Annotated in this window: 30 protein-coding genes; 19 read left to right on the top strand and 11 right to left on the bottom strand. The window is 53.7% G+C overall.

What is annotated here, in order from left to right:
- Nucleotides 1-9: 9 nt before the first annotated feature.
- Both fucO and rhaM read left to right on the top strand, forming a co-directional pair.
- Entirely contained in the window at nt 10-1,158 is a 1,149-nt protein-coding gene (gene fucO, locus FDW97_RS04555; protein ID WP_038635920.1) for a lactaldehyde reductase, read from the top strand.
- The gene (gene rhaM, locus FDW97_RS04550; protein WP_085049715.1) at nt 1,155-1,469 is read left to right on the top strand and encodes an L-rhamnose mutarotase; all 315 of its coding nucleotides are present in this window, start codon (nt 1,155-1,157) and stop codon (nt 1,467-1,469) included. Before fucO ends, rhaM begins: the two co-directional genes overlap by 4 nt.
- A gap of 46 nt (nt 1,470-1,515) precedes the next feature.
- On the opposite strand, the gene FDW97_RS04545 is transcribed toward rhaM, so the two are convergent.
- Nucleotides 1,516-2,064, bottom strand: coding sequence for a helix-turn-helix domain-containing protein (locus FDW97_RS04545; RefSeq protein WP_003825255.1), 549 nt, complete (start codon nt 2,062-2,064; stop codon nt 1,516-1,518).
- Nucleotides 2,065-2,165: 101 nt separating this feature from the next.
- Here FDW97_RS04545 and FDW97_RS04540 point away from each other — a divergent pair, with 101 nt between their 5' ends.
- The gene (locus tag FDW97_RS04540) at nt 2,166-2,825 is read left to right on the top strand and encodes an AzlC family ABC transporter permease (protein ID WP_038635911.1); all 660 of its coding nucleotides are present in this window, start codon (nt 2,166-2,168) and stop codon (nt 2,823-2,825) included.
- Nucleotides 2,825-3,148, top strand: a complete 324-nt coding sequence (locus tag FDW97_RS04535; RefSeq protein ID WP_038635909.1) for an AzlD domain-containing protein — start codon at nt 2,825-2,827, stop codon at nt 3,146-3,148. The genes FDW97_RS04540 and FDW97_RS04535 overlap by 1 nt, the downstream gene beginning before the upstream one ends.
- Before the next feature lie 42 nt (nt 3,149-3,190).
- Here FDW97_RS04535 and FDW97_RS04530 read toward each other — a convergent pair whose 3' ends face one another.
- Nucleotides 3,191-3,403 (bottom strand): DUF1471 domain-containing protein, encoded by a 213-nt coding sequence (locus FDW97_RS04530; RefSeq protein ID WP_038635907.1) that lies wholly within the window; start codon nt 3,401-3,403, stop codon nt 3,191-3,193.
- Nucleotides 3,404-3,532: 129 nt separating this feature from the next.
- On the opposite strand from FDW97_RS04530, the gene FDW97_RS04525 reads away from it, so the two are divergent.
- The gene (locus FDW97_RS04525; protein ID WP_085049714.1) at nt 3,533-4,054 is read left to right on the top strand and encodes a Crp/Fnr family transcriptional regulator; all 522 of its coding nucleotides are present in this window, start codon (nt 3,533-3,535) and stop codon (nt 4,052-4,054) included.
- Nucleotides 4,055-4,112: 58 nt separating this feature from the next.
- Nucleotides 4,113-4,619 (top strand): YgjV family protein, encoded by a 507-nt coding sequence (locus tag FDW97_RS04520; RefSeq protein ID WP_085049713.1) that lies wholly within the window; start codon nt 4,113-4,115, stop codon nt 4,617-4,619.
- Here FDW97_RS04520 and fdhD read toward each other — a convergent pair.
- A complete protein-coding gene (gene fdhD, locus FDW97_RS04515) occupies nt 4,586-5,422 on the bottom strand; it encodes a formate dehydrogenase accessory sulfurtransferase FdhD (protein WP_085049712.1) in 837 nt (278 codons plus the stop codon). The genes FDW97_RS04520 and fdhD overlap by 34 nt on opposite strands.
- 194 nt (nt 5,423-5,616) lie before the next feature.
- Between fdhD and fdnG the strand changes: the two genes are divergently transcribed.
- The 4 genes from fdnG to fdhE are packed head-to-tail and all read left to right on the top strand — an operon-like array spanning nt 5,617 to nt 11,140.
- Entirely contained in the window at nt 5,617-8,667 is a 3,051-nt protein-coding gene (fdnG, locus tag FDW97_RS04510) for a formate dehydrogenase-N subunit alpha (protein WP_137350704.1), read from the top strand.
- A gap of 12 nt (nt 8,668-8,679) precedes the next feature.
- Nucleotides 8,680-9,582, top strand: coding sequence for a formate dehydrogenase O subunit beta (gene fdoH, locus FDW97_RS04505; protein WP_003028691.1), 903 nt, complete (start codon nt 8,680-8,682; stop codon nt 9,580-9,582).
- Nucleotides 9,579-10,214, top strand: a complete 636-nt coding sequence (gene fdoI / locus FDW97_RS04500) for a formate dehydrogenase cytochrome b556 subunit (protein ID WP_038635897.1) — start codon at nt 9,579-9,581, stop codon at nt 10,212-10,214. Before fdoH ends, fdoI begins: the two co-directional genes overlap by 4 nt.
- Nucleotides 10,211-11,140 carry a formate dehydrogenase accessory protein FdhE gene (gene fdhE, locus FDW97_RS04495; RefSeq protein ID WP_006686145.1) on the top strand — a complete coding sequence of 310 codons (930 nt, stop codon included), beginning with the start codon at nt 10,211-10,213 and terminating at the stop codon, nt 11,138-11,140. The genes fdoI and fdhE overlap by 4 nt, the downstream gene beginning before the upstream one ends.
- 36 nt (nt 11,141-11,176) lie before the next feature.
- Here fdhE and FDW97_RS04490 read toward each other — a convergent pair whose 3' ends face one another.
- Together FDW97_RS04490 and FDW97_RS04485 are read right to left on the bottom strand one after the other, a co-directional pair.
- The gene (locus FDW97_RS04490) at nt 11,177-11,551 is read right to left on the bottom strand and encodes a type II toxin-antitoxin system VapC family toxin (RefSeq protein WP_085049711.1); all 375 of its coding nucleotides are present in this window, start codon (nt 11,549-11,551) and stop codon (nt 11,177-11,179) included.
- Nucleotides 11,551-11,793 carry a CopG family transcriptional regulator gene (locus FDW97_RS04485; protein ID WP_001523745.1) on the bottom strand — a complete coding sequence of 81 codons (243 nt, stop codon included), beginning with the start codon at nt 11,791-11,793 and terminating at the stop codon, nt 11,551-11,553. Before FDW97_RS04485 ends, FDW97_RS04490 begins: the two co-directional genes overlap by 1 nt.
- A gap of 203 nt (nt 11,794-11,996) precedes the next feature.
- Between FDW97_RS04485 and FDW97_RS04480 the strand changes: the two genes are divergently transcribed.
- The 3 genes from FDW97_RS04480 (at nt 11,997) to FDW97_RS04470 (ending at nt 13,492) form a co-directional block, all read left to right on the top strand.
- Nucleotides 11,997-12,905 (top strand): alpha/beta hydrolase, encoded by a 909-nt coding sequence (locus FDW97_RS04480; protein ID WP_085049710.1) that lies wholly within the window; start codon nt 11,997-11,999, stop codon nt 12,903-12,905.
- Nucleotides 12,906-12,969: 64 nt separating this feature from the next.
- Nucleotides 12,970-13,212 (top strand): type II toxin-antitoxin system ParD family antitoxin, encoded by a 243-nt coding sequence (locus FDW97_RS04475; RefSeq protein ID WP_069324888.1) that lies wholly within the window; start codon nt 12,970-12,972, stop codon nt 13,210-13,212.
- On the top strand, nt 13,205-13,492 hold the full coding sequence (locus FDW97_RS04470) for a type II toxin-antitoxin system RelE/ParE family toxin (RefSeq protein WP_085049709.1): 288 nt from the start codon (nt 13,205-13,207) through the stop codon (nt 13,490-13,492). Before FDW97_RS04475 ends, FDW97_RS04470 begins: the two co-directional genes overlap by 8 nt.
- Nucleotides 13,493-13,497: 5 nt before the next feature.
- On the opposite strand, the gene fabY is transcribed toward FDW97_RS04470, so the two are convergent.
- From fabY to FDW97_RS04440, 6 genes are all read right to left on the bottom strand, one after another.
- Nucleotides 13,498-14,439, bottom strand: coding sequence for a fatty acid biosynthesis protein FabY (gene fabY, locus FDW97_RS04465; RefSeq protein ID WP_032940213.1), 942 nt, complete (start codon nt 14,437-14,439; stop codon nt 13,498-13,500).
- A 44-nt stretch (nt 14,440-14,483) separates the two neighbouring features.
- On the bottom strand, nt 14,484-14,921 hold the full coding sequence (gene dtd / locus FDW97_RS04460) for a D-aminoacyl-tRNA deacylase (RefSeq protein WP_003825289.1): 438 nt from the start codon (nt 14,919-14,921) through the stop codon (nt 14,484-14,486).
- Nucleotides 14,918-15,790 (bottom strand): virulence factor BrkB family protein, encoded by an 873-nt coding sequence (locus FDW97_RS04455; RefSeq protein WP_085049708.1) that lies wholly within the window; start codon nt 15,788-15,790, stop codon nt 14,918-14,920. The genes dtd and FDW97_RS04455 overlap by 4 nt, the downstream gene beginning before the upstream one ends.
- Nucleotides 15,784-16,383, bottom strand: a complete 600-nt coding sequence (gene yihX, locus FDW97_RS04450) for a glucose-1-phosphatase (RefSeq protein WP_069324890.1) — start codon at nt 16,381-16,383, stop codon at nt 15,784-15,786. The genes FDW97_RS04455 and yihX overlap by 7 nt, the downstream gene beginning before the upstream one ends.
- A gap of 105 nt (nt 16,384-16,488) precedes the next feature.
- Nucleotides 16,489-17,292, bottom strand: a complete 804-nt coding sequence (locus FDW97_RS04445) for a DeoR/GlpR family DNA-binding transcription regulator (RefSeq protein ID WP_038635877.1) — start codon at nt 17,290-17,292, stop codon at nt 16,489-16,491.
- Nucleotides 17,293-17,325: 33 nt separating this feature from the next.
- The gene (locus FDW97_RS04440; RefSeq protein ID WP_137350703.1) at nt 17,326-18,222 is read right to left on the bottom strand and encodes a sugar kinase; all 897 of its coding nucleotides are present in this window, start codon (nt 18,220-18,222) and stop codon (nt 17,326-17,328) included.
- A 166-nt stretch (nt 18,223-18,388) separates the two neighbouring features.
- On the opposite strand from FDW97_RS04440, the gene yihU reads away from it, so the two are divergent.
- From yihU to FDW97_RS04410, 6 genes are read left to right on the top strand one after another with little or no spacing between them, the layout of a single operon-like run.
- Nucleotides 18,389-19,285, top strand: coding sequence for a sulfolactaldehyde 3-reductase (gene yihU / locus FDW97_RS04435; protein WP_085049707.1), 897 nt, complete (start codon nt 18,389-18,391; stop codon nt 19,283-19,285).
- 10 nt (nt 19,286-19,295) lie between these two features.
- The gene (gene yihT, locus FDW97_RS04430; protein ID WP_087856642.1) at nt 19,296-20,171 is read left to right on the top strand and encodes a sulfofructosephosphate aldolase; all 876 of its coding nucleotides are present in this window, start codon (nt 19,296-19,298) and stop codon (nt 20,169-20,171) included.
- Between the two features lie 14 nt (nt 20,172-20,185).
- Nucleotides 20,186-21,427, top strand: a complete 1,242-nt coding sequence (yihS, locus tag FDW97_RS04425; RefSeq protein ID WP_038635866.1) for a sulfoquinovose isomerase — start codon at nt 20,186-20,188, stop codon at nt 21,425-21,427.
- A gap of 18 nt (nt 21,428-21,445) precedes the next feature.
- A complete protein-coding gene (locus FDW97_RS04420) occupies nt 21,446-22,288 on the top strand; it encodes an aldose-1-epimerase (RefSeq protein ID WP_137350702.1) in 843 nt (280 codons plus the stop codon).
- A 48-nt stretch (nt 22,289-22,336) separates the two neighbouring features.
- Entirely contained in the window at nt 22,337-24,373 is a 2,037-nt protein-coding gene (locus FDW97_RS04415; RefSeq protein WP_137347105.1) for an alpha-glucosidase, read from the top strand.
- A gap of 45 nt (nt 24,374-24,418) precedes the next feature.
- Entirely contained in the window at nt 24,419-25,801 is a 1,383-nt protein-coding gene (locus tag FDW97_RS04410; protein ID WP_038635856.1) for an MFS transporter, read from the top strand.
- The last annotated feature ends 39 nt before the right edge of the window (nt 25,802-25,840 follow it).

The following is a 25,840-nucleotide window of genomic DNA, read 5'->3' as shown; positions in this document are numbered from 1 at the left end:
AGAATAGTAATGAGCTTTATGTTGGCACTACCCAAAATTAGCCTGCATGGCGCTGGAGCGATTGCCGATATGGTGAACCTCGTGGCGAATAAGCAATGGGGCAAAGCGCTGATCGTTACCGATGGTCAATTGGTGAAACTGGGCCTGCTGGATAGCCTGTTTAGCGCGCTGGATGAACATCAAATGTCTTACCACCTGTTTGATGAGGTGTTCCCAAACCCGACAGAAGAGCTGGTGCAGAAAGGTTTTGCGACGTATCAGAGCGCAGAATGTGACTACATTATCGCCTTTGGCGGCGGCAGTCCGATCGATACCGCTAAAGCGGTGAAAATCCTGACCGCCAACCCAGGCCCTTCTACCGCATACTCCGGCGTGGGCAAAGTGAAAAATGCCGGCGTTCCGCTGGTCGCCATCAATACTACCGCCGGTACAGCTGCAGAAATGACCAGCAATGCGGTGATTATCGACTCTGCTCGCAAGGTTAAAGAGGTGATCATCGACCCGAACATCATCCCGGATATCGCCGTGGATGATGCCAGCGTGATGCTGGAAATCCCGGCTTCCGTTACCGCCGCAACCGGCATGGACGCCCTGACTCACGCGGTGGAAGCCTATGTTTCCGTCGGCGCGCACCCACTCACTGACGCCAATGCGCTGGAGGCCATTCGCCTGATTAATCTGTGGCTACCGAAAGCGGTCGATGATGGCCACAACCTCGAAGCCCGTGAGCAAATGGCATTTGGTCAGTATCTGGCGGGTATGGCATTTAACAGCGCCGGTCTTGGTCTGGTGCATGCGCTGGCGCACCAGCCGGGCGCAACCCACAACCTGCCGCACGGCGTCTGCAACGCCATCCTGCTGCCGATAATCGAAAATTTTAACCGACCGAACGCCGAGGCTCGCTTTGCCCGCGTGGCGCAGGCGATGGGCGTCGATACCCGCGGCATGAGCGATAAAGCGGCAAGCATGGAAGCCATCAACGCCATTCGCGCCCTGAGCAAGCGGGTAGGTATTCCAGCCGGTTTCAGCCAGCTTGGCGTGACCAAAGAGGATATTGAAGGCTGGTTAGATAAAGCGTTGGCCGATCCATGCGCGCCGTGTAACCCGCGCATCGCCAGCCGCGATGAAGTCCGCGAGCTGTATCTGGAGGCGTTATGATCCGCAAAGCGTTTGTGATGCAGGTAAACGCCGACGCGCACGTGGAGTACCAACGTCGGCACAATCCCATCTGGCCAGAACTGGAATCAGTACTGAAAGAACACGGCGCCCATCACTACACGATTTATCTTGATCAGGAGCGTAATCTGCTGTTCGCCACCGTTGAGATTGAGTCCGAGGAGCGCTGGAATGCCGTTGCCAGCACCGACGTTTGCCAGCGTTGGTGGAAACATATGCGCGACGTGATGCCAGCCAACCCGGACAACAGCCCGGTCAGCACAGAGCTAAAAGAAGTGTTTTATCTGCAATAATCTTGTAGGCCGGATGCGCCGCATCCGGCACAACGCAACATAGCAGTTAGTTCTGCTCAGAAACCAGAATCGCCTGAGTATCCGGCTCCAACGCTTTAAAGATATGCGCCCGATCGGCGGGGTAACAAATGTAGTCGCCCTCACCTAACTCTTCCGGCGCTTCCGTCAATCCCACCATCGCCTTACCTTGCGTCACGATAATATGTTCAACCGATCCCGGTGGATGCGGCTGTGAAATACGATCCGCGCCCGGCTGCGTCAGCAGCAAATAGATATCCCGCCGCGCTCCCGGTGGGCAGGCGGCCAGTAAAATGGCCTGGTAGTGGGCCTGTTCCGCCACCACTTTTGTCCCTTCGCCGCGGCGAATCACCTGCGTTTTTTGCTCCTGCGGCTCCAGTAGGCGCGCAAAAGGGATATCCAACGCCACACACAGCGACCACAGCGTTTCCAGGCTAGGGTTGCCATTTCCTGCTTCCAACTGTGAGAGCGTCGATTTTGCAATCCCCGCGCGGCGGGCAATCTCTGCCAGTGACAAACCGGTGCGCTGACGTTCACGCACCAGGCTTTTCGCGATCATACTGATGGGCTGGGTCATTCACGACTCCATGTTTTTTATATCGAACAAATCGTTCGACTTGTAAAGCTAAAGGGTTGCGTTCATTATAATGGAAATTCGTTCGATATGGCTAAAATGGTATGAAACATTATTTTTCCTGTCTCAAAGGCGACACGCTGAAAGCAATATTTCTCGTCTGTCTGGCCGTCGGCGTTGTCGGCATGTCATATGGCTCGCTGGCGATGGCTTACGGTTTCCCGCTGTGGGTACCGTTTGTGCTTTCTATTACGGTACTGGCCGGCGCGTCCGAGTTTATGTTTATCGGCATCGTCGCCAGCGGCGGTAACCCCCTGGCGGCTGCGGCTGCCGGTTTACTGGTGAACGCCCGGCACGTGCCGTTTGGCGTCACGGTGCGTGACCTGGTGGGCTCCCGGGCCGCCAGTTTCCTCGGCTGCCATATCATGAACGACGAAAGCGTAGTGTTCGGCCTGTCGCAAAAAACGCCGGAACAGCGTAAAGCCGCCTACTGGCTATGCGGCCTGGGCGTCGCCATTTTCTGGCCAATTGGCACGCTGATTGGCGCAGGTGTCGGCAAACTGCTCCCGGCCCCGGAAACCATCGGTCTGGATGCCGTTTTCCCGGCTATTTTGCTGGCGTTAGTGGTTCCGGCCTTTAAAAATCGGACCACGCTGATCCGCGCCTGTAGCGGTGCCGCGCTGTCGCTCGCATCTATACCTTTCGCGCCGGTGGGCCTGCCGGTACTGCTCTCACTGTTTGGTTTACTGACGAGGAAAAAATAATGGGCAACATGACGCTGTTTATCGTTGGTATCGCCATATTATCTCTGGGAACGTATTTAATGCGTTTAGGCGGAGCAAAACTGGGGAGTCGTTTAGCGTTCTCGGAACGCTCGCAGGCCCTGCTTTCTGATGCCGCAACGGTATTGCTGTTTTCCGTCGCGCTGGCAACCACCTTTTATGAAGGTGAACACTTTGCTGGAATGGCGCGTGTTCTTGGGGTTGGCTTCGCGGTCTTTCTCGCATGGCGCAAAATGCCGCTGATCGTGGTGATCGTTGCCGCCGCTGTGGTGACCGCGCTGTTGAGGATGGCGGGGATAAACTAAAAAAGCGCCTCAAAGGCGCTCTTTCTACAGTACTGAGGTATCTTATTTCAGCAGTTCAGCGGTCATGTGCACGCGGTTACCGGTGTAAGCCTGGGTGATTTTATAATCGCTGGCGCCTGCACGTTCAGCCTGAGCGGCAATGCTTGCTTCAGCACTTTCCAGCGTAGAACCCGTTGCGGTAACAGTCTGAGCAGCGAATGAACCGAAAGAAGTAGCCAGAGCGATAACTGCGACAAAAGTTTTGATGCTTTTCATGATATAAACCCTTTAACTTAGTTGTTTGAGTAAGGCACCGTGCCTTGATGTGATAAATAATAGCCATCTCATCACACAACTTAAAGCGGAAGGATTTGCCTGTCTTATTCAAATTATTTGAGTGATAAAATGTCAATTGAACACACGCAAACATTATTGCCAGGCCATCGAAAAAAGCGACAACCTGCGGGTGCCTGGTTGCATCGCCAGGGTGAGCCTCAAAACAAGATATACTTTTTACATCAAGGCGTTGCTCGCGCGGTTTACCACTCTCCACATGGCTCAGAACGGGTTAAAGAGTTCTACTTTGCCGGGGAGTACTGCTTTCTGTACCTGAACTGGCTGACCAAAACGCCTGCTGATTACAGTCTGCAAATGATTACCGCAGGAGAAACCAGTGAAATTTCTTTGGCTTTGCTGGATGCGCCGGAAAATCAGGATATTAAGACCCAGCTACTGATTCAGCAATTGATCTACAAAGAGAAAAAAGAGCAAATGCTGCTGCTCAATACCCCAGAGCAGCGCTACCGGTATGTACAAACACACTTCCCGGACTGGGAGTCGCAGCTCACTCAGCGCGATCTCGCCAACTATATCGGTATTAATCCCGTTAGCCTGTCTCGTATTCGCCAGCGTCTTAACAAAAGCTAACGCCTTATGTGAATGCGTCGAGTATTGTCCCGCCACTCTGCAACGGTTGGCGCACATTATGAACGCATTTCTTCTCTCTCAGATTCTGGCCGGTATCAGCTTCTTGCTGGATATTTCCGCTTTTCATTTTCAACGCCGGGCCATCACCTTATCTCTGCTCACCACCTCCACTTCCCTGCTCGCTATCCATTTCTCCCTTTTGGATCAAGATGCTGCGGCTGGGTTAATGGTCATCGCCGCATGCCGCTACGCGACGGCCATCGTCACGTTTCACCGCTGGGCTATGTGGGGTTTTATGCTGGGGTCGCTGCTGTGTAGCGTTTATCTTTGGCAAAACCTGTCGAGCATTTTGCCGCTGATGGGAAGCCTGCTGATGACCTTTGCGTCGTTTCAAAAACGCAGTGGGAAACTACGCGGATACACATTGTGCGGCAGTCTGTGTTGGCTACTGAACAATGTGATTGTCGGCTCGCCCGTTGCCGTAATAATGGAACTGGCATTTTCAGGCAGTATCCTGGCCGCCTGGTGGCGTCACTTCGCGATCAGACGCTCCGGATGCGTATAGATCGTCGCCCTGCCCGGTTTACAAAAACCCACCAGCGTCAGGTTACAGCGTTCGGCAACTTCCACCGCGAGCGTTGTCGCCGCAGAAACGGCAAACAAAATCTCCACGCCGCACATTGCCGACTTCTGCACCATTTCGTAGCTGGCGCGGCTGGAAACTAATACCGCGCCCTGTTGCCAGGTTTCCCCTTCGAGCGCCCGGCGCCCCAGCAGTTTATCCAGCGCGACATGACGCCCAACGTCTTCATGTCCACCTGCCAGATGACCTGAAAGCTGTACCCATGCCGCCGCGTGCGTACAGCCGGTCAGTTGCCCCACGGGCTGGTAATCATGGAGATGCCTTAAGGCGTTATCGAGGAGCGCCAGATCAAATGTCTGGGTAAATGCCAGAGGCTGGACCGGTTTGCCGATGTCATTGAGCTGTTCCACGCCGCAAACGCCACAACCGGTGCGACCAGCCAGTGCGCGACGACGCTCCTTCAACCCCATAAAACGGCGGCTGGATAGCTCAATCTGAACTTCTAATCCGTTGCAGGAAGGAACCACGTCCATCCCGTAAATATCTTGCGGGGACTCAATAATGCCTTCAGAAAGTGAAAAACCCATCGCGAAATGCTCAAGATCTTTCGGTGACGCCATCATCACCACATGTGAAATTCCGTTATAGACCAGCGCAACAGGCACTTCTTCAGCGACTTCATCAGGCTGAGGATGTTGCAAATCCTCGCGCTTCCAGAGCGTCAATTGGCGCGATCCTGTCGGAGATGTCACATTCTTAATGTTTTCTTGAATAATCTTATTCACTTTCTTTTAACCATATTGGAACACGCATACCAACATTGTGGTATTCTTTACAAATCCCTCCTGGACGGAGGGAAATTCACCCAATTCTGGACCTTTGCGGTCCCGTCCGCAAAGAAAAATAACAACCACTTCCCACGCGTTGGCATGGCAGAAATGCGAAGGGAACGTGACAATGTCGAAACAAGGAGCAAACCATGCAGGTCAGCAGAAGGCAGTTCTTTAAGATCTGCGCTGGCGGTATGGCAGGCACCACGGCAGCGGCACTGGGCTTTGCACCCGGTGTAGCGCTCGCGGAAACACGGCAATATAAACTGCTGCGTACCCGCGAAACCCGTAACACCTGCACCTACTGTTCCGTTGGCTGTGGGCTGTTAATGTACAGCCTCGGTGACGGAGCAAAAAACGCCAAAGCATCCATCTTCCATATTGAAGGGGACCCGGATCATCCGGTGAACCGCGGCGCGCTGTGCCCGAAAGGCGCAGGTCTTGTGGACTTCATCCACTCTGAAAGCCGTTTGAAATTCCCGGAATACCGCGCACCAGGCTCAGATAAGTGGCAGCAAATTAGCTGGGATGAAGCATTCGACCGCATCGCTAAGCTGATGAAAGAAGACCGCGACGCTAACTACGTTGCACAAAACGCCGAAGGCGTAACCGTTAACCGCTGGCTTTCTACCGGGATGCTGTGTGCATCCGCTTCCAGTAACGAAACCGGCTATTTGACGCAAAAATTCTCCCGCGCGCTGGGTATGCTCGCGGTCGACAACCAGGCGCGTGTCTGACACGGACCAACGGTAGCAAGTCTTGCTCCAACATTTGGTCGCGGTGCGATGACCAACCACTGGGTCGACATTAAAAACGCCAACCTCGTTGTGGTGATGGGCGGTAACGCCGCTGAAGCTCACCCGGTCGGGTTCCGCTGGGCGATGGAAGCGAAAATTCACAACGGCGCCAAGCTGATTGTCATTGACCCTCGCTTTACGCGCACCGCAGCGGTGGCTGATTTCTATGCCCCCATTCGTTCCGGTACTGACATTGCCTTCCTGTCAGGCGTCATGCTGTACCTGCTGAATAACGAAAAATTCAACCGCGAATATACCGAGGCCTATACCAACGCCAGCCTGATCGTGCGTGAGGATTATGGCTTCGAAGATGGCCTGTTTACCGGCTACGACGCGGACAAACGCAAGTATGACAAAACCAGTTGGAACTATGAGCTGGATGAAAACGGCTTCGCCAAACGCGATGTGACTCTGCAACATCCGCGCTGTGTATGGAACCTGCTCAAACAGCACGTCTCCCGCTATACGCCGGAAGTCGTAGAGAATATCTGCGGTACGCCGAAGGCCGATTTCCTGAAGGTCTGTGAATACATTGCAGAAACCAGCGCCAAAGACAAAACCGCATCGTTCCTGTACGCGCTGGGCTGGACGCAACACTCCGTGGGTGCGCAAAACATCCGTACGATGGCGATGATCCAGTTGCTCCTCGGCAATATGGGCATGGCCGGCGGCGGCGTTAACGCCCTGCGTGGTCACTCCAACATTCAGGGACTGACCGATCTTGGTCTGCTGTCACAGAGTCTGCCGGGTTATCTGACGCTGCCAAGCGAAAAACAGACCGACCTGCAAACCTACCTTGCCGCCAACACGCCAAAACCGCTGCTGGAAGGCCAGGTAAACTATTGGGGCAATTACCCGAAATTCTTCGTTTCGATGATGAAAGCCTTCTTTGGCGATAAAGCGACAGCGGAAAACAGCTGGGGCTTCGACTGGCTGCCGAAGTGGGATAAAGGGTACGACGTCCTGCAGTACTTCGAGATGATGAACCAGGGCAAAGTGAATGGCTATATCTGCCAGGGCTTTAACCCGGTCGCCTCATTCCCGAACAAAAACAAGGTCGTGGCTTCACTGTCCAAACTGAAGTATCTGATCACTATCGACCCGCTCAACACGGAAACCTCCACCTTCTGGCAGAACCATGGTGAGTCGAACGATGTTGATCCGTCGAAAATCCAGACCGAAGTATTCCGTCTGCCGTCCACCTGCTTTGCCGAAGAGAACGGTTCGATCGTCAACTCTGGTCGCTGGCTGCAGTGGCACTGGAAAGGCGCGGATGCCCCAGGGATTGCCGCAACCGATGGCGAAATCCTCGCCGGTATCTTCCTGCGTCTGCGCAAGATGTATGCCGAACAAGGTGGCGCGAACCCGGAACAGGTGCTGAGCATGACCTGGAACTACTCCACACCGCATGAACCGGCTTCGGAAGAAGTGGCGATGGAGAGCAACGGGAAAGCGCTGGCTGATATTATCGACCCGGCAACCGGCGCGGTAATCGTCAAGAAAGGCCAACAGCTCAGCTCGTTCGCCCAACTGCGCGATGACGGCACGACCTCCAGCGGCTGCTGGATTTTTGCCGGTAGCTGGACGCCGGAAGGTAATATGATGGCGCGACGCGATAACGCTGACCCGTCGGGCCTTGGCAATACGCTGGGTTGGGCCTGGGCATGGCCGCTTAACCGCCGCATTCTTTATAACCGTGCTTCCGCAGACCCGCAGGGGAATCCGTGGGATCCAAAACGTCAGATCCTGAAATGGGATGGCGCGAAATGGAGCGGGATGGATATTCCAGACTATAGCGCCGCCGCACCGGGTACTGACGTTGGGCCGTTCATCATGCAGCCGGAAGGGATGGGACGCCTGTTTGCTATTGATAAGATGGCGGAAGGTCCATTCCCGGAACACTACGAGCCGTTTGAAACGCCGCTCGGCACTAACCCGCTGCACCCGAACGTTATCTCTAACCCTGCCGCGCGTATCTTTAAGGGTGACGCGGAAGCGCTGGGTAAAGCGGATAAGTTCCCGTATGTCGGTACAACCTATCGTCTGACCGAGCACTTCCACTACTGGACCAAGCATGCGTTGCTAAACGCCATCGCCCAGCCGGAGCAGTTTGTGGAAATTGGCGAGAAGCTGGCGAATAAGCTCGGCATCTCCCATGGCGATACCGTTAAAGTTTCCTCTAACCGCGGCTACATCAAGGCCAAAGCAGTGGTGACCAAACGTATTCGTACGCTACAGGCCAACGGTAAGGATATCGATACCATCGGTATTCCGATTCACTGGGGCTACGAAGGTGTGGCGAAAAAAGGCTTTATCGCTAACACGTTAACGCCATTCGTCGGTGATGCGAACACGCAGACGCCGGAATTTAAGTCCTTCCTCGTGAACGTGGAAAAGGTGTAACGGAGACGACCTATGGCTTATCAATCGCAAGACATCATTCGTCGATCCGCCACTAACGGTTTCACCCCCGCGCCTCAGGCGCGGGATCACCAGGAAGAGGTGGCGAAACTTATCGACGTCACGACCTGTATCGGCTGTAAAGCCTGTCAGGTTGCGTGTTCCGAGTGGAACGACATCCGTGATGAAGTGGGCAACAACGTTGGGGTGTACGATAACCCGGCTGATTTGACCGCCAAATCCTGGACGGTGATGCGCTTCTCGGAAGTGGAACAGAACGACAAACTTGAGTGGCTGATCCGCAAGGATGGCTGTATGCACTGCGCCGATCCAGGCTGCCTGAAGGCATGCCCGGCTGAAGGCGCAATCATTCAGTATGCCAACGGCATCGTCGACTTCCAGTCCGAGCAGTGCATCGGCTGCGGCTACTGCATTGCTGGCTGTCCGTTCGATGTGCCGCGCCTCAACCCGGAAGACAACCGCGTCTACAAATGTACGCTGTGCGTCGACCGTGTGGTGGTCGGGCAAGAACCGGCCTGCGTGAAAACTTGCCCAACCGGGGCGATTCATTTCGGCACCAAAGAGTCGATGAAAACGCTGGCCGGTGAGCGCGTGGCGGAACTGAAAACGCGTGGCTACGAAAACGCGGGCCTGTACGATCCGGCAGGCGTTGGCGGTACGCATGTGATGTACGTATTGCACCATGCCGACAAGCCGAATCTGTACCACGGTCTGCCGGAGAACCCGGAAATCAGCGCCACCGTGAAGTTCTGGAAAGGCATCTGGAAACCGTTGGCAGCGGTCGGCTTCGCAGCGACGTTTGCGGCCAGTATCTTCCACTACGTCGGTGTGGGTCCAAACCGTGCGGAAGAGGAAGAAGACAATCTGCATGAAGAGAAAGACGAGGTGCGCAAATGAAACGACGTGACACCATCGTGCGCTACACGGCGCCGGAACGCATCAACCACTGGGTAACCGCCTTCTGCTTTATTCTGGCGGCAGTGAGCGGGATGGGTTTTCTCTTCCCGTCTTTTAACTGGCTGATGCACATCATGGGCACGCCGCAACTGGCGCGAATTGTGCACCCGTTTGTCGGCGTGATCATGTTTGCCTCGTTTATCATCATGTTTTTCCGTTACTGGCACCACAATCTAATCAATCGGGATGATATCTTTTGGGCGAAGAATATTCGTAAGATTGTCGTCAACGAGGAAGTAGGTGACACGGGACGTTATAACTTCGGCCAGAAATGCGTATTCTGGGCGGCGATTATCTTCCTGGTGCTGTTACTGGTGAGCGGAGTGATCATCTGGCGTCCGTATTTTGCGCCTGCTTTCTCAATCCCGGTGATCCGATTCGCGTTAATGCTGCATTCATTTGCCGCAGTAGCGTTAATTGTGGTTATCATGGTGCACATTTACGCCGCCCTTTGGGTGAAAGGCACCATTACCGCGATGGTGGAGGGATGGGTTACTAAATCGTGGGCGAAGAAACATCATCCGCGCTGGTACCGTGAAGTCCGCCAGAAACAGGAAAAATCATCTGAATGAGTATTCGCATAATCCCGCAAGATGAGCTGGGTTCGAGCGAGAAACGCACGGCGGATATGATTCCGCCGTTATTGTTCCCCAGACTCAAAAATTTGTATAACCGCCGTGCTGAACGTCTGCGCGAGCTGGCCGAAAACAACCCGCTGGGCGATTATCTGCGCTTTGCCGCGCTGATCGCCCACGCACAAGAAGTGGTGCTGTACGATCATCCGCTGCAGATGGATCTGACCGCTCGTATCAAAGAAGCGAACGATCAGGGCAAGCCGCCGCTGGATATCCACGTCCTGCCACGCGACAAACATTGGCAAAAACTGCTGCAATCGCTAATTGCTGAGCTGAAGCCGGAGATGAGCGGCCCTGCACTGGCCGTAATCGAGAATCTGGAAAAAGCCTCTGAGCAGGAACTGGAGCTGATGGCCAGCGCGCTGTTTGCCTCAGATTTTGCCTCCGTCAGCAGCGACAAAGCCCCGTTTATTTGGGCTGCACTGTCGCTCTACTGGGCACAGATGGCAAGCCTGATCCCCGGCAAAGCGCGCGCTGAGTACGGCGAACAACGCCAGTTCTGTCCGGTATGCGGTTCGATGCCGGTCTCCAGCGTGGTGCAAATCGGCACAACGCAGGGACTACGTTATTTGCACTGCAACCTGTGCGAAACCGAATGGCACGTGGTGCGCGTGAAGTGCAGCAACTGTGAACAGAGCCGCGATTTGAACTACTGGTCGCTGGATAACGAGCAGGCGGCAATTAAAGCGGAAAGCTGCGGCGACTGCGGGACTTACCTGAAGATTCTCTACCAGGAAAAAGACCCGAAAGTCGAGGCCGTGGCCGACGACCTCGCGTCACTTATGCTGGACGCCCACATGGAGCAAGAAGGCTTTGCCCGCAGCTCCATCAACCCGTTCCTGTTCCCGGGTGAAGGGGAATAAAACCCCAGTACTGCCGGGCGACGCTGGTCGCCCGGACTATAACGTATACGGCGTTACCACGCCGGATATGCTTGCAAAATCTTTGGTATTACGCGTAACCAGTGTCAGATGATGAATCTGCGCAGTAGCCAGGATAATGGCATCCGGCAATTTCATCCCGTATTCTTGCCTGATATTCACGCTTCGCTCAGCAATATCCTGTGAAACACCAATAATGTTAAAAGCGCCTAGCGCAATGCGAGTACGGGCCTCCTGATGGTATTTTTTTGCGCCTACCATCACCTCCATCCATGTAATGAGACTGATTGCGTTCTGTGGCGGCCATGTTTCTATCGCCAGTTTTGCTTCACTTCGCCCGCTAAACAGGTCGATGAGGATATTGGTATCAAAAAGCGCAGCCCCTTTGACCATTACCATTCCTCACGAAGTTTACGTTGGTATTCAACACCATCTTCCTCACAGCCTTGCCAGAGCCCCAATGCTTTCGAAATTGTGGTTTCAGCCCGATCCTGTCTTTCCAGATACTGCTCAACGGCCTCCCGCAAGAGTTCTGCACGAGGTAGGTTGCGTTGCACCTTGAGATCGTCAAGCCGTTTAATCACGTCGTCTGATAAATCGAGTAAAATTCTGCCCATATCCATCCCAGCCATCATACTCACATATACCTCCAGTATATCATTCGCGCTTATTTTTCAAACAACATACACCTGAGACTGACGAGAAAATAGTTATTACGCGAACGATTTCTATTTTTGCGAGCCGCTTTCCAGAATCGTACGCAGCCCACTTTTCCCATTTCCATTCGTACCAAACCAGGCTATAACACTGTATATCCATACAGATAAAGGGAATAAAAATGACACTGGAAAGCGGGATTGCGCAGTTAGTGGAGGAATTTATCGCGGTGGGGCGCCCCTCTTCTCGCGAGCAGAATATTGATGACCGGAGAGCAGGCTACATCGCCAGTACGATGCTGGCAGGGGAAACAGAAACCCGCGTCCAGGTTGAAGATATTGAACTCGATGCCATGACGTTTCGCGTGGTTTCGCCACGGGACACCATGGGAAAGCTACCCTGTGTTATCTATTATCACGGCGGCTGCTTTGTCAGCGGTGGTTTTGCTACTCACGATAACCAGCTAAGGCAGTTAGCTTTTTACAGCGGCTGTCGCGTAATTGCGGTGCAGTACCGTCTTGCGCCAGAACACACCTTCCCGGCAGCACATAACGATGCCGAAGCCGGAGCCAATACTATCTGGAAATATGCCCATAAACTGGGGATAGACCGCGCAAACATTACGCTTGCCGGTGACAGCGCGGGCGGGCATCTGGCGCTGGTCACCGCGCTACGCCTGAAAGCCGCCCGTCAATGGCAACCTGCACAGCTGATGCTGATCTATCCCATGCTGGACGCCACCGCCAGATTTGAGAGCTACGCCCGTAACGGGCAGGATTACATTATCACGCGTGACACGCTGCTTTCAGGCTACGAGATGTATATGCCGCGAACCGATCCACTGCATCCTGAAGCCAGTCCGCTCTGGCGTGAAGACTTCACCGGTCTGCCACCCACGCACATCATTACTGCCGAATTCGACCCACTGCGCGATGAAGGCGAGGTCCTGTATCAACGGTTCCAGGAACAGGGTGTGGAATGCACTTGCCAGCGCTATCTCGGTGTCATTCATGGCTTTTTCCAGCTCGCAGGTGTGAGCCAGGCGGCACGAAGCGCCATGCGAGATGTGGCCTGGCGGCTTGGTCAGTAAGTTTGTTCATATTTTCGTCCACGGGTGCTATCTTGTGTGAATAGATAACACAGAGGACAAACCTATGCCCAGAACTACCAGCATTACAATTGGCGAGCATCTCGATCGTTTTGTTAACGAAATGATTGAAAGTGGGCGCTATGGTTCCACCAGCGAAGTTGTCCGTTCGGCATTACGTTTACTGGAGGAACAAGAATTGCGAAATAGCGCATTACGCGACGCGCTGGAGGATGGGATACACAGCGGCACAAGCGACCTGACTCTACAGGAGGTCGCGCAAAGGAAAAAGCGCAGCCTGAATGTATAAACTCTCTAATCAGGCAGTCGAAGACTTTGAATCTATCTATGAATACACCTGGAGAAAATTCGGTTATCAACAGGCAGATAAATACACTACTGAGATGGAACAGCTTTTTTTACTGTTAGAGAAAAACGCTTTGATGGGGCGCAACCGTTCTGAGATTAAGGAAGGTACCCGTCAATACAATCATCGACAACATGCGATTTTTTATCAAAATGCGGATTATGGCATTCTCATAATCCGCATTTTACATCAGCAAATGAATCCAATATTACATTTCAGCTAGAGGAGCTACTCTTCCTCATTCCCGCCCTCTTCATACGCGCCAAACGGTTTCGCGGGTAGCACAATATACGTGCCTTCAAACACGACGCCTGGCGAGTCATCGCCAAATACCTCGACCTGCATCTTCACGCGCGCCTTACGCCCTCTCGCCAGACGGTCGAGATCGCCACTCAGCGAGCCCAGGTCGGCGATGGCGGTAGGCTTCCCGGTGATCGGCCTGCTGTAGCGGATATGTGCATCGGCAAGGATAATGGTTCCCCCCAGATGACGTTCGCGCAGCATCAGCCAGATCAGCCCCCACCCCGTTAACGTGGCCAGGGAAAACAGGCTCCCGGCAAACAGAGTATGGTGCGGATTCTGATTCCCCGTCTCGGGCATCGTCGTAATAAATTTCTGCCCGGTATACTGTTGAATACGCACGCCCATTTTCTCACTCAAGGGAATATGTTCGTACCAGGCTTGCTGTAACTGTCCGCACCAGTCGCCGCGATGGAGAATATCGTCCAGTGTAGCGATGGGCTTAATCATCAAAAAGTGGCGCACCGGCGTGGTTTGCGGTGTGGTGATCTCTCCCTGGCTCACAAACCCCAGTTTGGCGAAAAATTCGACCGCATCTTCACGGGCGCTACAGGTTACGCGCTTTACCCCTTCCTGACGCGCTACAGATTCCAGGGTCATCGCCATCAGCGTACCCAGTCCTTTCTCCTGCACGGAAGGGTCAACGGCCATAAAGCGTATAGAGGCTTCGTTATCCGCATTGATATACAGACGTCCTACCGCGACCAGATTCCCCTCTTCGTCCACCACCATCTGGTGATGCGCCATTGCGTCCCAGGCATCCCGTTCGGAGCCTTTTGGCTGGTGTAACGGTTTACGCAGCATCTCCCAGCGAAACTGGTAGTAACGCTCCAACTCTTCTTCTGTTTGCGGTACTCGAAGGTGATACATAGCTGTACTCTCTCTTGTTGCCCGCGGCCACACCGGTAGCTGGTTCATACTTGTAACCAGAACGTCACGGGGCCATCATTAACCAGCGAAACCTGCATATCCGCAGCGAATCGACCGGTTTGCGTATTCATTTCCTGTTGGCGGCAACGCTCAACAAAGTACTCATACAGTGCTTCTGCCCGATCGGGCGCGGCGCCTTTTGAAAAGCCCGGGCGCATACCGCGCTCAGTATCTGCCGCCAACGTAAATTGCGAGACCACCAGCACGCTGCCGCCTGACTGCTGCACATTCAGGTTCATTTTGCCTTCGGCATCGCTAAAGATTCGATAACCGAGTACGCGTTCGCACAGGCGGTTCGCTTTTTGTTCGTCATCATCCCTTTCGACACCTAACAGGACCAAAAGTCCTGGGCCAATTTCACCCGTCACCTCGCCCTCCACGGTGACGCTGGCACGGGTTACGCGCTGAATTAATGCAATCATGGTTGCTCTGCTTCTTCTTGTTCTGCGGCTTGTTTAAGTTTGCGGTATTCCCCGAGAGTGACAGTTATTTCCGCGCCTAGCAAGACGATACACCACGTCCAGTACACCCAGACAAATAAAATGGGGATCACCGCAAGGACACCGTAAATGAGCTGATAAGACGGGAACATCGTGATGTAGAGCGCAAATCCTTTCTTTCCGGCCTCGAACAATACGGCGGCTACAAAGGCGCCAATAACCGCATCCCGGTTAGCGACGCGCGTGGTCGGCACGATGCTATAAAGCAGCCAGAATGAAAGCCAGGAAAGCACCAGCGGGAAAATACGCAGAATGTTATCAATCACCGTGTTGAGATCGCTGGCCCAGCGCAATGACAACAGATAAGAGCTGATCGCCAGGCTGGCCCCCGCCAGTAGAGGTCCCAGCGTTAAAATCATCCAGTAAACGGCAAAAGAGTAAACTTTGGGCCGAGTACGCTTACTACGCCAGATAGTATTCAGCGCGTTATCAATGGAATACATCAGTAATAACGCCGTCACAATCAGCCCACATGCCCCGACGGCGGTCATTTTGTTCGAGTTGGCGACAAACTGTTCGATATAACGTTGGATGACGTCTCCCGTCGCCGGGATAAAGTTCGCAAAAATAAAATGGCGTAACTGAATACTGACGTCGGAAAACATCGGAAATGCGGCGAAAAGCGCAAAAACGACGGCAATAAGCGGTACTAATGAAAGCAATGAAACGTAGGCAAGATTTCCTGCCAACGTCGTCATATTGTCCTCATCAATGCGCTGCCATAGCAGCTTCAGCCAGGCTCGTACGGGCCGCGTATGATGCCTGGCTTGTTGCTGAACATTTTTTAGCATAACAACTTCGCGAAATAGTCTGGAATGGTCGCTTTATCGATGACCTGGATACTGGTAATACCTAACCGGTTTGCCCCTTCAATATTATCGGCGTTATCGTCAAAAAAGACCGTATCGTGCGCAGAAAAACCTTCAGCCTGCAGGACATGCTGGTAAATCCGCGCTTCCGGTTTACGCATGCCCAGATCCTGGGAAAGATAAATATGGTCAGCAGCCTGACGGATCTCGGGGTATTCATCCGGCCAAAACGTTGTGTGCAGACGGTTGGTATTCGACAAGACGACTACCCGATGCCCCTGCTCACGCAGTTTGTGCATGATATCGATAACCTCTGGGCGTAACGCGACAAAAACCGCCTGCCAGCCGTGGGAAAATTGCTCGTAGCTTAGCGGCAGCGCCATCTCGTGGCATAGTGCCTCAGCAAACGCTTCATCGGTTATTTCACCTCGCTCATGCTGGTGAAAAGCCTCGCCCATACTGAAACTTTGCTTTAGCGAAGCTAGCGGTACACGGCTCAGATCGCTCCATGTGCCTAACACGCGATTGAAGTCGATATCGACAATCACATTACCCAAATCAAAGATATAGAGCATGCCCTTCTCCTTATTCGCCGTGGATGAATAACTGTAGCGGGAAAGGAGAAGTTTGACTATGCGCGAATGATGGCTGCGAATTTATCGAGCCACCATTGGAGAGAATTACCCGACCTGAGCATCATCCTGTGACGGACTCACCTGCACAATTTCCACCTGCTGAGACTGGAGTAAATTATGCAATGCGGGACCAGGGTATTCATCGGTAAACAACGCGGTCACCTGAGACACATTGCCAATCTCTACCGCGGCAGAAGCCGTGTATTTCGTATGATCCGCAGCCAGCAGAATATGCCTTGAATGGGCCATCATCGTTTTCACGACGCTGGCCTCGTTGACATCAAACTCCAGCAGCGCACCATCGCTTTCGATCGCTCCCACGCTGGTTACCAGGTAATCAGCGCGAAAATCAGCGACAAATGCCGTGGCGGAAGGACCGATAATGCCACTGTTATGCGGGCGTAACGTTCCACCTGGCACCATAACTTCAAAACGTGGATTGTTATACAGAATGTGTGCCACACGCAGGCTGTTGGTGATAATGCGCAAATGATTATGGTTTAACAGCGCCCGCGCCACCTGCTCAACGGTGGTGCCAATAGTAATAAACACCGTTGACCCATCAGGAATGTAGTCGGCCACCGCTTCCGCGATGGCTTTTTTCTCTTCCGTCCACGAGACTTCACGCTGCTCGAACGCCGTATTCACCACGCTGGAGGCTCTGCCCGCGCCACCATGATGACGCGTAATTAATCCCTGCTCGCTGAGTTTACGAATATCTCGACGCACGGTCTGCGTGGACACATCCAGCAGGCTGGCCAGCTCATCAATATTCATATAACCGCGCTCGCTAATCAGCATCAGTAGCTGATCGTGTCGCGGATTACCGGTCAGTTCGGTAAGACTCATGAAATTTCCTCGAAAAACCATTGCTTTGGCATTTTATACAAAAAGTGACAGAAAAGATCGGGTTTGATCACAGTCAGGGATTCCGGCTCGTCCTCCCGGGCGCGTGCATTTAAGCGCCGCAACACCACTGGCGAACCTGACAGCGTCTTCCGGAGTATTTCCGTTGGCCAGACTGAATGCGAGCGCACCGTGAAAAACATCTCCGGCCCCGGTGGTGTCAACAACGTCAACGGTAAAACCTGATTGATGCTGCAATGTATTATTTTCTATCCAGTCGCAACCGTCACTGCCCCTTGTCACATAGACATGTCCATTTGTGAGCGTTTTTGCTTTTTTCAGTCCTACCAGTGGATCGTTTATCCCGGTCATACGCGCCAGACCTGGTTCAGAGAACGCGGCATGATCGCTTAACGTCACCAGCTCACGGATATCCTGCGGCGTTACATCGCCATCCAGTACCGTCATGACTCCCGCCCGGCGTGCCAGCGTGAACGCCTGTTTAGTCCCCTCGTGCCAGCGAACATCCGCCAACACCACATCCCACTGGGAAAAATCGATCTCATTGAGCCAGTCAGCGTCATGCAGTAAATCTGGGCTGGGATAGTTAACGATAATTCGTTCCCCTTGTGCATCAACCAGAATTGCCGATTGGGAGGATTGCGCCCCCACATAGCGTCGGGTGTAGCGGGTATTCACCCCCAGGGATTCCAGCTCCGCCAGCAGGCTATTTCCGGTGTCATCGTCGCCCACACGGCCAATAAAATCCACCTGCGCCCCCAGTTTCGCTGCAGCCACAGCGGCCGTTGCCGCAGGCCCGCCGCCCACTTCCGTATAACGCTTCGCCACATATTTCCCCCCTTCAGTCGGTAACTCCTCTACGTAATAGATGCGATCCATTACGGCAATCCCTACACAAGCAATACGAATCATGGTCATTCCTTAGGCGTTTCAAGATGGGATCATTTTAATTTCACAAAATGTTTAAAAAGTGACGGCTGTCAATTTTTTGACCATAAATTACAAATACGATCAAAAACAGACAAAAACAAACGACCTTAAATGACAAAAAATGACATCCACGTCTCAGGAGAACGTTATGGCAGTTATAGCATTTATCGGATTAGGTCAGATGGGTTCCCCCATGGCGAGCAACTTGCTGAAGCAGGGCCATCAACTCAGCGTCTTTGACGTTAACCCGGATGCCGTTCAGCGCCTGGTGGAAAAAGGTGCACAGCCTGCCAGCAGCCCGGCTCAGGCAGCAAAAGGGGCGGAATTTGTCATCACTATGCTCCCCAACGGCGATCTGGTGCGCAGCGTACTGTTCGGCGAACAGGGCATCTGCGAAAGCCTCTCCCCGCAGGCGTTGGTGATTGATATGTCCACCATTCACCCGCTGCAAACCGACAAACTGATTACCGATATGCGTGCCAAAGGCTTTGACATGATGGATTGCCCGGTTGGACGCACCTCCGATCACGCCATCGCGGGAACGCTGCTGCTGCTGGCGGGCGGAACGCCAGAACAGGTGGAACGCGCCACACCGGTGCTGATGGCGATGGGGAATGAGCTGATCAACGCAGGGGGGCCCGGCATGGGGATCCGCGTGAAGCTCATCAACAATTACATGAGTATCGCGCTGAACGCCCTCTCAGCCGAAGCAGCCGTGTTGTGCGAAGCGCTCGGTCTCTCCTTCGATGTGGCTCTGAAGGTAATGAGCGGCACCCCTGCCGGAAAAGGTCATTTCACTACCTCCTGGCCGAACAAAGTGCTGAAAGGCGATCTTTCTCCCGCCTTCATGATCGATTTAGCTCACAAAGATCTTGGCATCGCGCTGGATGTCGCAAACCTTCTGCATGTGCCGATGCCGCTCGGCGCCGCCTCCCGCGAAGTCTATAACCAGGCACGCGCCGCTGGCCGTGGACGGGAAGACTGGACCGCAATTCTTGAACAGGTTCGCGCATCCGCCGGGCTAAATAAACACACAGATAAGTAAGGACTGAACAATGACGAAGTACACCCTGAAAGATATCACCCGCGCTTCCGGCGGTTTTGCCATGCTGGCGGTCGATCAGCGCGAAGCCATGCGCTTAATGTTTGCCGCAGCGGGTGCAAAATCCCCGATCAATGACAGCGTGCTGACCGACTTTAAAGTCAATGCGGCGAAGATCCTTTCTCCCTATGCATCCGCCATTCTGGTCGATCAGCAGTTCTGCTACCGCCAGGTCGTAGAGCAAAACGCGGTCGCCAAAAGCTGCGCCATGATTGTTGCCGCTGATGACTTTATTCCGGGTAATGGCATTCCGGTCGATAGCGTGGTGATTGATAAAAAAATTAATCCACAGGCCGTGAAGCAAGATGGCGCCAAGGCTCTCAAACTGCTGGTGCTGTGGCGTAGTGATGAAGATGCCCAGCAGCGTCTGGATATGGTCAAAGAATTCAATGAGCTATGCCATTCCAATGGTCTGCTGAGCATCATTGAGCCGGTTGTTCGTCCACCGCGTCGTGGCGATAAGTTCGATCGCGAACAGGCCATTATCGATGCCGCGAAAGAGCTGGGCGATAGCGGTGCCGATCTCTACAAGGTCGAGATGCCGCTGTACGGCAAAGGGCCCCAACAGGAATTGCTCAGCGCCTCTCAGCGTCTGCATGAAAACATCAACATGCCGTGGGTCATCCTCTCCTCTGGTGTGGATGAAAAACTGTTCCCACGCGCGGTCAGTGTGGCGATGACCGCTGGCGCATCCGGCTTCCTGGCCGGGCGTGCTGTCTGGTCATCAGTTATTGGCCTGCCGGACACCGAACTGATGCTGCGCGACGTTTCCGCACCTAAGTTGCAGCGTCTGGGCGATATCGTCGACGAAATGATGGCCCGCCGTTAATCGAGGATCAAAACATGAAATGGTTTAACACCTTAAGCCACAATCGCTGGCTGGAGCAGGAAACTGACCGCATCTTTAACTTTGGTAAAAATGCTGCTGTTCCTACCGGTTTTGGCTGGCTGGGAAATAGTGGTCAGGTCAGAGCGGATATGGGAACACATCTGTGGATCACCGCCCGCATGCTGCACGTTTACTCCGTTGCCGCATCCATGGGTCGCCCCGGCGCATATCAGCTAGTCGATCACGGAATTAAAGCGCTGAATGGCGCGCTACGCGACACACGTTACGGAGGCTGGTACGCCTGCGTAAATGACGAAGGCGTGATGGATGCCTCCAAACAGGGCTATCAGCATTTCTTCGTCTTGCTTGGTGCAGCCAGCGCGGTCACTACCGGGCATCCACAGGCCAGACAATTGCTGGATGACGCTATCGAAGTGATTGAGAAGTACTTCTGGAGCGAAGATGAGCAGATGTGTCTGGAGTCCTGGGACGAAGCCTTCAGCCAGACGGAAGATTACCGCGGCGGCAACGCCAACATGCACGCGGTTGAAGCCTTCCTGATCGTTTATGACGTTACCCATGACCGCAAATGGCTTGATCGCGCGCTACGTATCGCATCGGTAATTATTCACGATGTGGCTCGCAGGGGTGAGTATCGCGTCAACGAACACTTCGATTCACAGTGGAACCCAATCCGCGATTACAACAAAGATAATCCAGCGCATCGTTTCCGCGCCTACGGCGGCACGCCGGGCCACTGGATCGAATGGGGCCGCCTGATGTTGCATCTGCATGCCGCGCTGGAGGCCCGCTTTGAAACGCCTCCCACCTGGTTGCTGGAAGATGCCAAGGGTCTGTTCCACGCCACTATCCGCGATGCCTGGGCGCCGGACGGCGCAGACGGCTTTGTCTACTCGGTGGACTGGGACGGAAAACCCATCGTGCGTGAAAGAGTGCGTTGGCCGATAGTCGAGGCCATGGGCACCGCTTACGCCCTCTACACCCTCACCGGCGACAGCCAGTACGAAGCCTGGTATCAGAAGTGGTGGGATTACTGCATCACGTATCTGATGGACTACGAGACCGGTTCATGGTGGCAGGAGCTGGATACCGATAACAAGGTAACTACCAAAGTCTGGGACGGTAAGCAGGATATTTACCATCTGCTGCACTGCCTCGTGATCCCACGTTTGCCGCTGGCTCCGGGTCTTGCTCCGGCGGTGGCAGCCGGTCTGCTGGATATCAACGCCAAATAAGTCACGAGGTGAGCAGTCATGCATAGCGGTGGAAAAACCCTTCATCTTCAGGCTGGCCATTACCAGGCGAAAATCGTCACGGTTGGCGCTGGGTTAGCAGAATTGACGCACCGTGGGCGTCACGTCGTTATTCCACATAAGCCGGAAGAGATGCCGCTGGCGCATTTGGGAAAAGTGTTAATTCCCTGGCCAAACCGCGTTGCAGACGGCTGCTATCAACATAACGGCAAGACCTATCAGCTTGCCGTTAACGACCCTGTTTCGCATACCGCCATTCATGGATTACTGGCCTGGCGCGACTGGCAGATTAACCAACTGTCGAACACGGAAGTGTCGCTGACGATTTTTCTACCGCCTTCTTATGGTTATCCCTTCGCGCTGTATTCAGAGGTGAATTACCGGCTGGATGCTCCCCGCGGACTGCACGTCTTTATTCGTACCCAGAATGTGGGCGATGAAACTGCACCGTATGGCGCGGGAGCACATCCCTACCTGACCTGCAATTTGCAACCCATTGATAGCTGCGAATTAACGCTCCCGATGAGTGCAGAAATGTGTGATGAACGCAATTTCACAACGCCGCGCTTAATCGCGCAAACCACTCTCGATCATACATTCAGGAGCTTGCAGCCTGACGCTGGGTGGGAGGTCAGGATGACCAGCCCCGCTCAAAACATGTCGACGTATTTACGCAGCCACCAGCCCTGGCTGCAGGTGTATACCGGCGAAAAATTAGCACGCCGCGGCCTGGCGGTAGAACCGATGACCTGCCCGCCCGACGCCTTTAACTCCGGGATTAGCCTGATTCATCTCGCGCCCGGAGAAACGCATCAAATGCATTTTTTAATCGGCAGTGAATAACAGATTTCCGACAAATTACCGAAATACCCTATTTTTACGGAGACGAAAATGAATTCGCTACAACAACGGTCCACCGCATTAGAACTGACGACGTTACAAAATGGATTTACACTGACGTACCACCAGCGCCCGATCTTATGTCACAGCGCAGAGACCCCTTGCCTGTGGATTGGCGCTGGCGTTGCCGACATTGATATGTTCCGCGGTAACTTCAGCATTAAAGACAAGCTCAATGAGAAGATTGCCCTGACCGACGCCACGGTAAGCGAGTCTCCTGAAGGCTGGCGGGTAGATTTCAGCCGCGGTAATACTATCAACGCCACGTTGCACATCTCTACCGATGAACAGGGTCGTTTGAAGCTCGACCTTCATAACGAGGAACGCAGCCATAACCGTATCTGGCTGCGTCTGGCCGCTAACCCAGACGACCATATTTACGGCTGCGGCGAACAGTTCTCTTATTTCGATTTGCGCGGTAAGCCATTCCCACTGTGGACCAGCGAACAGGGCGTGGGCCGCAACAAAAAAAGCTATGTCACCTGGCAGGCCGACTGCAAAGAAAATGCTGGCGGTGACTACTACTGGACCTTCTTCCCACAACCAACCTTTGTCAGTACGCAGAAGTATTATTGCCACGTTGATAACAGCTGCTATATGAATTTCGACTTCAGCGCGCCGGAGTATCACGAACTGGCGTTGTGGGAGGATAAAACCACCCTGCGCTTTGAGTGCGCTGACACTTACATCTCCCTGCTGGAGAAATTAACCGCATTGTTAGGCCGCCAGCCGGAGCTGCCGGACTGGATTTACGACGGCGTCACGCTGGGCATTCAGGGCGGGACTGAGATTTGCCAGAACAAACTGGACACCATGCGTAACGCTGGCGTGAAAGTTAACGGCATCTGGGCACAGGACTGGTCCGGGATCCGCATGACCTCCTTTGGTAAGCGCGTGATGTGGAACTGGAAATGGAACAGCGACAACTACCCGCAACTGGACAGTCGTATTAAGCAGTGGAAAGAAGAAGGCGTGCAGTTCCTCTCCTATATCAACCCGTACGTCGCCAGCGACAAAGATCTCTGCGCTGAAGCAGCCAAACACGGTTATCTGGCGAAAGATGCTTCTGGCGATGACTATCTGGTTGAGTTCGGCGAGTTTTACGGCGGCGTAGTCGATCTGACCAACCCCGAAGCTTACGGCTGGTTCAAAGAAGTGATCAAAAAGAACATGATCGCGCTGGGCTGTGGCGGCTGGATGGCCGACTTTGGCGAATACCTGCCAACCGACACTTACCTGCACAACGGCGTCAGCGCCGAAATTATGCATAACGCGTGGCCCGCACTGTGGGCGAAATGTAACTACGAAGCGCTACAGGAGACCGGCAAGCTCGGCGAGATCCTGTTCTTTATGCGTGCGGGCTACACCGGCAGCCAGAAATACTCCACCATGATGTGGGCGGGCGATCAGAACGTTGACTGGAGCCTCGACGATGGTCTGGCCTCGGTCGTTCCTGCCGCGCTGTCGCTGGCGATGACCGGCCACGGTCTGCACCACAGCGATATCGGTGGTTACACCACGTTGTTTGACATGAAACGCAGCAAAGAGCTGTTGCTACGCTGGTGTGATTTCAGCGCCTTCACCCCGATGATGCGCACCCATGAAGGTAACCGCCCGGGCGATAACTGGCAGTTTGATGGCGATGTAGAAACCATTGCCCACTTTGCCCGCATGACCACCGTCTTCACCACCCTGAAGCCGTATCTCAAACAGGCCGTCGCGCAAAACAGCGCCACCGGTCTGCCGGTGATGCGCCCGCTGTTCCTGCATTACGAAGACGATGCGCGTACTTACACCCTGAAGTATCAGTACCTGCTGGGACAAGATTTGCTGGTAGCGCCAGTTCACGAACAGGGACGCAGCGACTGGACGCTGTATCTGCCAGAGGATAGCTGGATCAACGTCTGGACCGGGGAAACTTACCAGGGGGGTGAAATTACCGTGGATGCGCCTATTGGCCAGCCTCCGGTGTTTTATCGCGCGAAGAGTGAATGGGCATCACTGTTTGCCACTTTACGCAACATCTAACACGGCTCGCCCGCGGGGCAACTCGCGGGCACATGGAGAATAATAATGAGTCAGACTTCCTCTAATCCGGCAACCCTACGCTTGCCGTTCAAAGAAAAACTCGCCTATGGGATGGGTGATTTAGGCTCCAATATCCTGCTGGACATTGGTACGCTCTATTTACTCAAGTTTTATACTGATGTCCTTGGTTTACCGGGAACTTATGGCGGTATCATTTTCCTTATCGCCAAGTTTTTTACCGCGTTTACCGATATGGGCACCGGGATTATGCTCGATTCGCGCCGCAAAATCGGCCCGAAAGGAAAATTCCGTCCATTCGTCCTTTATGCCGCATTTCCGGTTACCTTGCTGGCGATTGCCAACTTTGTCGGTACACCGTTTGAAGTCACCGGTAAAACGGTCATGGCAACGGTGCTGTTTATGCTGTACGGGCTGTTCTTCAGCATGATGAACTGCTCTTACGGCGCGATGGTGCCTGCAATCACGAAAAACCCGGACGAACGCGCGTCGCTGGCCGCCTGGCGACAAGGAGGCGCAACTCTCGGGCTGCTGCTGTGCACCGTCGGCTTTGTACCGGTAATGAACCTGATCGAAGGCAATTCACAGCTGGCTTATATTTTCGCCGCCACGTTGTTTTCGCTGTTTGGCCTGTTATTCATGTGGTTGTGCTATGCCGGTGTAAAAGAACGCTACGTGGAAGTGAAACCCGTGGATGCCGCGCAAAAACCGGGATTGCTGCAATCCTTCCGCGCCATCGCCGGTAACCGCCCGCTATTTATTCTGTGCATTGCCAACCTTTGTACGCTGGGCGCATTCAACGTCAAGCTGGCGATTCAGGTCTATTACACCCAGTACGTACTGAACGATCCGATCCTCCTTTCCTGGATGGGCTTTTTCAGCATGGGCTGTATCTTCATTGGCGTCTTCCTGATGCCTGGGATGGTCAGACGTTTTGGTAAGAAGAAGGTTTATATTGGCGGATTGCTGATTTGGGTCGCGGGCGATCTGCTTAACTACTTCCTTGGCGGTGGCTCAGTCAGCTTTGTCGCCTTCTCTTGTCTGGCGTTCTTCGGCTCAGCCTTCGTTAATAGTCTGAACTGGGCGCTGGTCTCCGATACGGTGGAATATGGCGAATGGCGTACCGGCGTACGCTCTGAAGGCACGGTATACACTGGCTTCACCTTCTTCCGTAAAGTTTCACAGGCGCTGGCAGGCTTCTTCCCTGGCTGGATGCTGACGCAAATCGGCTACGTCCCCAACGTGGTGCAATCTGCGAGCACGGTCGAAGGTTTGCGGCAGCTTATCTTTATTTATCCGTGTGCCCTGGCAGTTATCACCATCGTGGCAATGGGCTGTTTCTACAATCTCAACGAAAAGATGTATGTCCGTATCGTTGAAGAGATAGAAGCACGTAAACAACCCGTTTGATAATAATGAATAGCGCTCTACGGGGCGCTATTGAGGAGC

Origin of the sequence: Citrobacter sp. wls708 (assembly GCF_005281255.1) — a bacterium.
GTDB lineage: Bacteria > Pseudomonadota > Gammaproteobacteria > Enterobacterales > Enterobacteriaceae > Citrobacter > Citrobacter werkmanii.
The sequence above is the reverse complement of the archived record's forward strand: the minus strand, read 5'-3'. Positions and strand labels throughout refer to the sequence as shown.